The sequence below is a fragment of the Dietzia cinnamea NBRC 102147 genome, from assembly GCF_001571065.1.
Lineage (GTDB): Bacteria > Actinomycetota > Actinomycetes > Mycobacteriales > Mycobacteriaceae > Dietzia > Dietzia cinnamea.
Genome location: NZ_BCSW01000080.1, coordinates 1 through 7384 on the forward strand (window position 1 = coordinate 1; position 7384 = coordinate 7384).

The 7384-nt window shown below is 63.5% G+C and carries 9 protein-coding genes; 5 read left to right on the top strand and 4 right to left on the bottom strand.

Features of this window, described 5'->3' with window-relative positions; genetic code table 11:
* Nucleotides 1-431: 431 nt before the first annotated feature.
* A complete protein-coding gene (locus tag DCI01S_RS15450; protein WP_082767872.1) occupies nt 432-680 on the bottom strand; it encodes a glutaredoxin family protein in 249 nt (82 codons plus the stop codon).
* 44 nt (nt 681-724) lie between these two features.
* Here DCI01S_RS15450 and DCI01S_RS15455 point away from each other — a divergent pair, with 44 nt between their 5' ends.
* The 3 genes from DCI01S_RS15455 to DCI01S_RS16960 are packed head-to-tail and all read left to right on the top strand — an operon-like array spanning nt 725 to nt 2777.
* A complete protein-coding gene (locus tag DCI01S_RS15455; protein ID WP_156482632.1) occupies nt 725-1243 on the top strand; it encodes an ImmA/IrrE family metallo-endopeptidase in 519 nt (172 codons plus the stop codon).
* Nucleotides 1240-2226 (top strand): hypothetical protein, encoded by a 987-nt coding sequence (locus tag DCI01S_RS15460; RefSeq protein WP_061230051.1) that lies wholly within the window; start codon nt 1240-1242, stop codon nt 2224-2226. The genes DCI01S_RS15455 and DCI01S_RS15460 overlap by 4 nt, the downstream gene beginning before the upstream one ends.
* Nucleotides 2226-2777 (top strand): hypothetical protein, encoded by a 552-nt coding sequence (locus tag DCI01S_RS16960; RefSeq protein WP_082767873.1) that lies wholly within the window; start codon nt 2226-2228, stop codon nt 2775-2777. The genes DCI01S_RS15460 and DCI01S_RS16960 overlap by 1 nt, the downstream gene beginning before the upstream one ends.
* Here the strand turns inward: DCI01S_RS16960 and DCI01S_RS16965 are convergent.
* From DCI01S_RS16965 to DCI01S_RS15475, 3 genes are all read right to left on the bottom strand, one after another.
* Entirely contained in the window at nt 2774-3187 is a 414-nt protein-coding gene (locus DCI01S_RS16965; RefSeq protein ID WP_167349575.1) for a helix-turn-helix domain-containing protein, read from the bottom strand. The two genes, DCI01S_RS16960 and DCI01S_RS16965, sit on opposite strands and share 4 nt — an antisense overlap.
* A gap of 1401 nt (nt 3188-4588) precedes the next feature.
* On the bottom strand, nt 4589-4807 hold the full coding sequence (locus tag DCI01S_RS15470; protein ID WP_061230053.1) for a hypothetical protein: 219 nt from the start codon (nt 4805-4807) through the stop codon (nt 4589-4591).
* Between the two features lie 76 nt (nt 4808-4883).
* A complete protein-coding gene (locus DCI01S_RS15475) occupies nt 4884-5291 on the bottom strand; it encodes a helix-turn-helix domain-containing protein (protein WP_061230054.1) in 408 nt (135 codons plus the stop codon).
* A gap of 930 nt (nt 5292-6221) precedes the next feature.
* On the opposite strand from DCI01S_RS15475, the gene DCI01S_RS16970 reads away from it, so the two are divergent.
* Together DCI01S_RS16970 and DCI01S_RS17370 are read left to right on the top strand one after the other, a co-directional pair.
* Nucleotides 6222-6554, top strand: coding sequence for a hypothetical protein (locus tag DCI01S_RS16970; RefSeq protein ID WP_082767876.1), 333 nt, complete (start codon nt 6222-6224; stop codon nt 6552-6554).
* A 27-nt stretch (nt 6555-6581) separates the two neighbouring features.
* Nucleotides 6582-7325 carry a DUF8176 domain-containing protein gene (locus DCI01S_RS17370; protein WP_156482634.1) on the top strand — a complete coding sequence of 248 codons (744 nt, stop codon included), beginning with the start codon at nt 6582-6584 and terminating at the stop codon, nt 7323-7325.
* Nucleotides 7326-7384: the final 59 nt, after the last annotated feature.

Below are 7384 nucleotides of genomic sequence, written 5' to 3' on the forward strand. Positions count from 1 at the left end.
CCGGAGTGAGGTTATTGCGACCTTCGGGCCAGGGGGAGTGTTGCATGCCCGAGGTCTACTCCGTGGACGACGAGAGTGGCTTCGCCAGACGCGGACGTGGTGACTCGCACTGAGTCGTCCGCGTAGACCAGTACCTCGTCGCCCGGGGCGAACTCGGCCGCGATGGCCTCCGACCATTCGTAGAGCTTCGAGTCGACGAACTGCACTTCATAGCGAGTGGGCGAGGGGCTCTTACCGGGCTGGCCTCCGTGCTGCATTCGGGAGTGGTCATCAAGGACCCGCAACGCCGTCAGCTGTGTAGTGCCACGCTTGGTGGTAATCGTGGTGGTGTGCACATGAGTAACTGCGCCGCGAACAATCATTGCTAGAACTCTAGCGGGTGCCACATAGGGGTGGTAGTGCCACTTGCGCCAATAGTGGCGCAAGTGGCACTAGGTACTGGTCGTTAAACGGCGGATGAGTTCAGGGCGGTATCCGGACCAGCGAAGGTCAAGGCTGTCACAGACGACGACGGGCAGCGCTGTAACCCAGTCCAGCTCGGTGAGCCCGTTGAGGGCGTCCTGGTCCTGGTCGACATCGACATACAGAAAGTCGACGCCCGCCTTTTCGAGCAGTTTCTTTGTTCTCATGCACGGCGGGCACGTCGGGCGACCGTACACGGTGACGGCTGGTGCTGTCATAGTCAAACTCCCAGTATCGACGTCCTTCTCAGTACAGTAGGTGCGTGCTCCGCCTGCCCCGCTTTGTTCGGTCTAGTCGATCTCCGGTCGACGCCGCCGTTGACAGCGTGATGAGCTCGCTGGATCAGACAGCCCCACTTACCGATACCAATGCCGTCATCGAGGCTGGCGCATCGGCATGCGGAAGCCCGATCACCGTCAAGGACGAGGCGATGCCGCGGGGCCGGTACGGGATGTGTACCAAAGCGGTCACTGGGGAACACGTCATCATCGTCGACACGGACCTGTCTGGTGACCTGCGATTGCACACTGTGCTGCACGAGCTGGGCCACATTCTTCTTGGCCACAACAATGTGCCCACCCATTCCGCTCCAGACCGCCTCACTGCGCTACTGACAGGAGCGCCTGCACTACCAGCGCCGGCGGCGTGCGTGGCCCCGGAGTACCGGCAGCTCGCGCAGCGGGAGAACGAGGCCGAGCAGTTCGCCTCAACGGTCGCGCGCCGGCTTCGCCGGGGGCTGACGAGCGGCCATCTGTCGCGACTGGATGAGGCATTTGGATGATCACGCTGGCGATACTGATCGTCCTCGAGGCGATTCTGCTCGGCTACATCATCACGCGGATTCTGCGCTACCGGGCAGCTCCGACCCCAACGCTACGTGCGGCGATGCTGACTGCGGTGTCGCTGCTTGTGGCGATGTTTGCGGTCACCGAGCCAGTTGAGGTTCTTCTTCGCGGGCCAGACAGCGTCACTGTGGGTATGCCGACGCTGCTCAAGCATCTGGGGATCCTGGGCTGTGCCGCAGGCGTGCTGTTAATGGGCCTGGCTCAGCGCAGAGTCCAGCGCCCGTGGACAGAAACGGTTGTCTGGATATGGCTCGCACTGTCGGCCGGAACGGTGATTGTCCTGGATCTCGTGGCTGGGGGAGGGGGCAATCAGACGAGCGTCGAGTTCGTGATGTGGTCCCATTCGCAGCCTGCCCTTGTGGCGGCGATGATGATCGCCTACCTGGGTGGCCTCGTGGCCAGTCTGGGGTTTGTCGCGGTGATTTGGCCACTGAATCTTCGCTCGTCTGCGGGGCGTGGGCTCGCGATCATGGCGGTCGGCGCACTGCTGTCGGCGTGCTGGTGCGTCTTGCGGATCGTCTATGTCGCGCAAGCCTTGCAGAAAGAGAATCCCGACGGTGGTGACCTGCTCATTACCCAGATCGTTTCGGTTATCGGACTGTTCCTGATCAACGTCGGCTTGGTGTGGTCAACGGCCGAAGCTGATGTGGTGGCGCTGATTCATTGGCAGCGATTCCGAGGTCTTCATCGACGGGTCGTCGATGTGCTCCCGGAGGTGCAGCGTTCCTCGGATTTGCGGCTGGGCCTCGACACGTGGGTGTCTGATCGCGCGGTCGAGGTTCTCGATGCTCTTCATCAGATCGACAGAGCTTCCACTGGTCAAACTGGTTTCCCACAGCCACCGGACACTGTCAGTGCGGGCGACGTGACCAAGGCTGTGGCCGGTGTTGGACGCCAATATGGAACAGGGGGCAGCTGATGAAGGTCGAAAAGATACTGACCGAGGTTTTCGCCCCCTGGGCCGTTCTGGTTGTCGGGTCCACTGCGCTCGGAGCGACTGTGCGGTCACCCGGATGGGGAGCGGTAACCGGTCTGGGCCTGGGCGGGTTGCCGCAGGCGGCAATCACGTGGCGCGTACGTCGCAAGGCGCTATCAGATCATCATGTGACCCGGCGGGAAGATCGTCCGCTGGTGATCGCCGGCATCGCCGGTTCGGTGACCGCACTGATGGTCGCGCAGAACAGGTACGGGGCACCTGTAGAGCTGCGCCGCATGACTCGCGCTGCACTGGTATCGCTAGGCGTTGCGGGTGCTGCCACGCTGCGGATCAAGGTCAGCTTTCACACGGCCGTTTTGGCCGGCGTGGTCGCGGTGTTTGCCCGGGAGATTTCACCGCGCTGCTGGACCGGATTGGTGTTGGTCCCGCCAGTGGCGTGGGCTCGGGTCCGCATCAGTCATCACACCCCGGTGGAAACGGTCTTGGGTGCCGCGATCGGGACCGCTGGCGGATACTGGGGCGGTGGCCACTAGTCGAGGCCGGCTCGCCGGCGTTCTTCCTCGACAGCCGCGCTGATGCGGTCCAGCGCCTCAGCTGGAAGGTCCACGGCTCGCGCTGAGACAGCGAGGACCTCACTGTCTCCGACCCTGCGCAGAACCGCGATGTAATCGTTGGTGCGCTGGTACTCGTCGGTATCGACGAAGTACGAGGGGGATACTCCAAAGAAGTCGGCCAAGTGTCGGACGACCCTGTCGGAGGGTTCGTGTACTCCTCGTAGCAGTTGTGACAGATACTGCTGGCTGAGGTCGCCACCGAGTTCCTTGACTCCTGCCGAGATCTCAGCCTGGGTGAATCGTCCTCGACCAGGAGGGTGCACGGTGTCGACGAGCATGCGCAGTCGCTCGGCGAACGCCGCCTGTCGCGCATCTGGTCGTGAGTCCATGTGTGAAATAATACTAGGCGTGTCCACTTGCTGATGCGTCACGGGCGGAGCGCCGGTGAGCGAGCTGCTCACGGATCTGGGCCATAACCCCTGCAACATGGTCTGATGAGGCACGATTTCGGTTGGCTTGCTGCGCCTGAACCTCGCGCTCGAAACGCTCCTGTTGCACCGCACGGTGATGTGCCGCGGCCGTTTGGCTGGGAGAGGGACCGGCGAGCAGATCACTCAGTCGTGAGAGGCGGTGACGCAGGAACCCGGCCGGGTTCTGAATCGTCGCGGGCCAGTCGCGGGGATTGTCCCGTGCGTCCTGGTCCAGGAGCTCTGCGAGGTCGCGTCCGGTCCAGCGATCACAGTCGACGAGGTCTGCGATCACGCCAACAAGCGCCCCGAGGTGCCGCCCGTTGTCCAGTCCATGTGCCCGTTGGACTAGTTGTGCGGTCACAATCTGCGCCGCCAGCGGCCTTGGGCCGGGTGGGGTCTTTGCCAAGCGCCCGAAGGGCGCCGTCGCGCGCTTGCGCGCGTTGGGTGAGCATTTACTACGGGGAGTTTTACTCCCCGTAGAACCCCTACGGGGTAGATACGATTTCACTTGCCACCTGCGCACAAGCATTAGTGCCCATGTGGATGCTGCCCGCAGCTGCACTCCATCATGGTGTACCGCTGCCGCTAGGCGCTCAGTCGCCGTCAAATACCGGCCCCGCACGATCTCGACGGCCAGGCCGAGTGCCTCGAGGACGAAGCGAGTGTTTGCAACTACATCGTGGCTCCACGGACGAGGTCTACCGGCGAGATCGGCAGCGCGAGCCGCAATAGTGGCATTCGATGCTGTCAGGTGTCGGCCTGTCGAGGAGTCAGCGAAGTCAGCGCACCCTCGGGCGATCGCGCGAGCAGTGATCGGTGACAGGTGACGTGCTCGACACAGGCTCCGGCCCTCTTCGGTGGCCAGGGCAACGTCGACAGCAACGAGCCATCGAGCACGTCCTGACCAGCACAACGCTGGCGGCTGCCCGGGAAGGGCCCAGGACCGCCCGCGCTGCCCGGAGGCACGATTTCTGCTTTGTGCATCAGCGATGCGGGCCTCGATGATGAGGCCGATAGGAGTGTCGGTGGGATCTGGGAAATGGAGGGCTTTGTTTGCGTCCACATGACTGTCCGGCGTGGCGATGCTGGACAGGTCATTTGGGTATGCGTTACCCTCGGAGCAGCTAGGCAAGCTGGTTCCGCCTTTAGGTGGGGCACCAAATACCGGGTCACGAGCAGCAACTCGTTCCGGTCACACTTTGAGCAATCGCCCTTCGGATTCCGCCCCGAGGGGCGATCGCCATTTGTGTGGGTGCGCTATGCGTTTATCGACAATGAAGTCGGCTCGCTATGCGCCTCCTAACTGGTTGTGGGATGGCTTCAGCCAGCGCGACCGAGCAGGTCAAATGCGCTGGGGGAATCGGCCTCCCGCCGCTTGAACTCGGCGAGACCGTAGGTCACGACGTCCTGGAGGACCTCCCACCGCTTTCGGCCAGAGGCCTTCCACGCAGCGTTGAACTCGGCGACAAGATCCTTGTCGATCTCGCCGTTGAGCTGTGTGCGATGGTCACGTGTGCGTGGACGTCCAAACGTCGTCATGGGATATTAATAACACGAGTGTGATTCGCTGTCGAGGATTTGCGCCATCCTCGGCGTGTTGGAATATAGCGCGAGACTAGCGGAGTTTTCCATCGGCGTGTCGCCGCCGATCCTCGCGGGAACGCTCCCACGCGGCCAAGACGCGCTCCGCTGGGAGGCCATATGTCCTGGCCAGCCCGTCGCAGAGCTCCTTGCGGGGGACGGCGACGCCGCGCTCCATTTTGGACAGCTGCGGCTGACGAAGGCCGGCAGCTGTGGCCGCGTCCTCCTGGAGTAGGCCGGCGTGGATGCGGAGGTCGTACAGTCGCTCCTCCGACTCGCTGACGAGGGTGAGGTCCGCCGGGCGCAGGCCAAGGGCGTGCGCCAGCTCGACGAGGACCGGCGGTTCGGGCACGCGTCGAGACGACAGCCAGCCGTAGATCGCAGTGGTCGACGCGCCGAGGTGGACCGAAAGGTCGTCGACCGTCACGTCGCGCCTGGACATGGCAGCACGGAGTGCGGTGGGGCTTATCTGCCCTGTTCGACGCGCCATGGACACCTCATTGTCGACTGGAGTTGCCTGACAAGTGTGTCCAATGCGCTGGGAAAAACTTGGCACTAGCGGAATATATCGCGTAACTGTAGAGTGAGTGACACGACGGTAGTGGCCCCACTTTCGAGTGGGGCATGGGCTCCCCATGGGGGGCACCGTTGCGTGTACCGTACCAGTACGAATACCAGTACGCGTGGAAGTGCGACCAAGGAGCGACAAATGCGGACCCTGCACCGACCAGCCTTACGGGGCGCACTCGTCGGCACGAGCACGGCGATTCTGGCCTTCGGGGCTGTGTCGGTGGCCCTGGCCGCCACGCAGGCTGGAGTCGAGGAGGCTCAAACGCCCGCACCAAAACCAGAGGCAACGCTGGTTCAGGCAGGCGTGGAGGCAGCCCAAGAGACGCCTCGCGCCACGGCCGAGCCATCTCCGACATCGCATCCCGTCGCCCCCAAGCAGCAGAAGAAATCGAACAGCCCGGTAGCGCAAGCAGGGCTCGCGGAGGCGTCATCGCCAGAGCGTGAAGTCAAGAAGGACGACAACGAACCGGATGAGCGCCGAGACCTGGCTTCGGTCGAGCGCAGTGCCCCAGATTCTCGAGGTGCCACTGCCCCCGCGCCGTCAGCGGTCCAGCAGGCTCCGGCTCCTGCGCCAGTCCGTCGATCGCCCGCTCCTGCTCGCCAAGCGCCCTCATACCCGGTCCAGCAGGCTCCGGCTCCGGCGCCGGCCCCTGCGCCGGTCCAGCAGGCTCCGGCCCCCGCGCCCGCGCCCGGAATCACGATCGACCTTGGTGGCCGAGCCCCGGTCGTCCCCCAGGCACCCATCGCCCCCAAGCAGCTCCACATCGGCTGACCCCACCACAACCACCAAAAGGAGAAACCCATGGACCCGTTCTCACTCCTCATCGCCGGAATGATCGCCAACACCGCTATCCCGGCCGGCGCTGCCTCCGCCGCACCTGCGGTCGCCGGTGCGGCTACTGCCGTTGCCACTGCGCCAGCGTGGGCCGTGCCTGCCGGCATCGTCGGCGCGGGCTCAGCTGCCGGTGGCGGCTCTGCTGCCCTTGGCCTCGGGGGCGCTGCGGCAAGCAATCCTCATGCGGCGACAGGCGTAGAAAACGCCATCAACGACTCAATGAACAACGCCAAAGACTCGGCCGCAGGGTCGATCAATGACCTGAACATTCCGAATCTGCCCCCGGTCCACTTCAACTAACCCACTCGCCAACGTAAGGGGGAAACCGTGAGTGACGACGACGCCGGTTCTTGGTTTGAGGGCTCGTCAAACGCTGACGACGGCAGCAATGACAAGCAGACGGAACGACACCTTGAGTCCGTTCCAGTATCGCCAGAGGTCGCGGAATCAGACTGGTTCGACGAGACCCAGTCCACTCCGGTTTCTTCCCCCGCACCCGTCGATGACGTCAAGGGAGGGGCATCGGCTACTCGGTCGCGCGCCCTGTTCGCTGGTGTCGTCGTCGCGACTCTTCTCGTCCTCGCCGGTGGTGCTTTTCTTCTGTCGACAGTGGCAGGGGCGGGGGACGACACCGCCGAGGCCGCACCTCTCAGTTTGCCGCCCACACCGACTACTGAGCCAGTCTCAGCAGCGACTTCGGATGTTGAGTGTAAGGCGAGCCGCGAAGAGTCCGTCACCACTGGAAACGGAGACGGAGACACAGAGTCCGTGGCCGGGGTGATCCTGGCGTTCCAGCATGCGTACTACGTCGAGCGGGACGCGACAGACGTAGAAGAACTGCTCAGTGAAGAGTCGACAATCACTGACCTCGAAGCCTTGCAAGAGGGAATTGACTCGGTCGATAAGGGCACCGAGCACTGCCTCGAGATTTCGGCAGATGGTGACGATGCCGCTGCCGTGGAGCTGACCGAGATTGCGCCTGACGGCACCCAGACCGTCTTCAAGCAACGTGTCACCACCACCCGCGAAGAAGGCGACATCCAGATCGTGTCGATCGAGGACGCCTCATGACCACTCCCATCACTGGTGAAAGAAGGACTCTGGTGTCTCATACGCGCGCACCCCAGGTC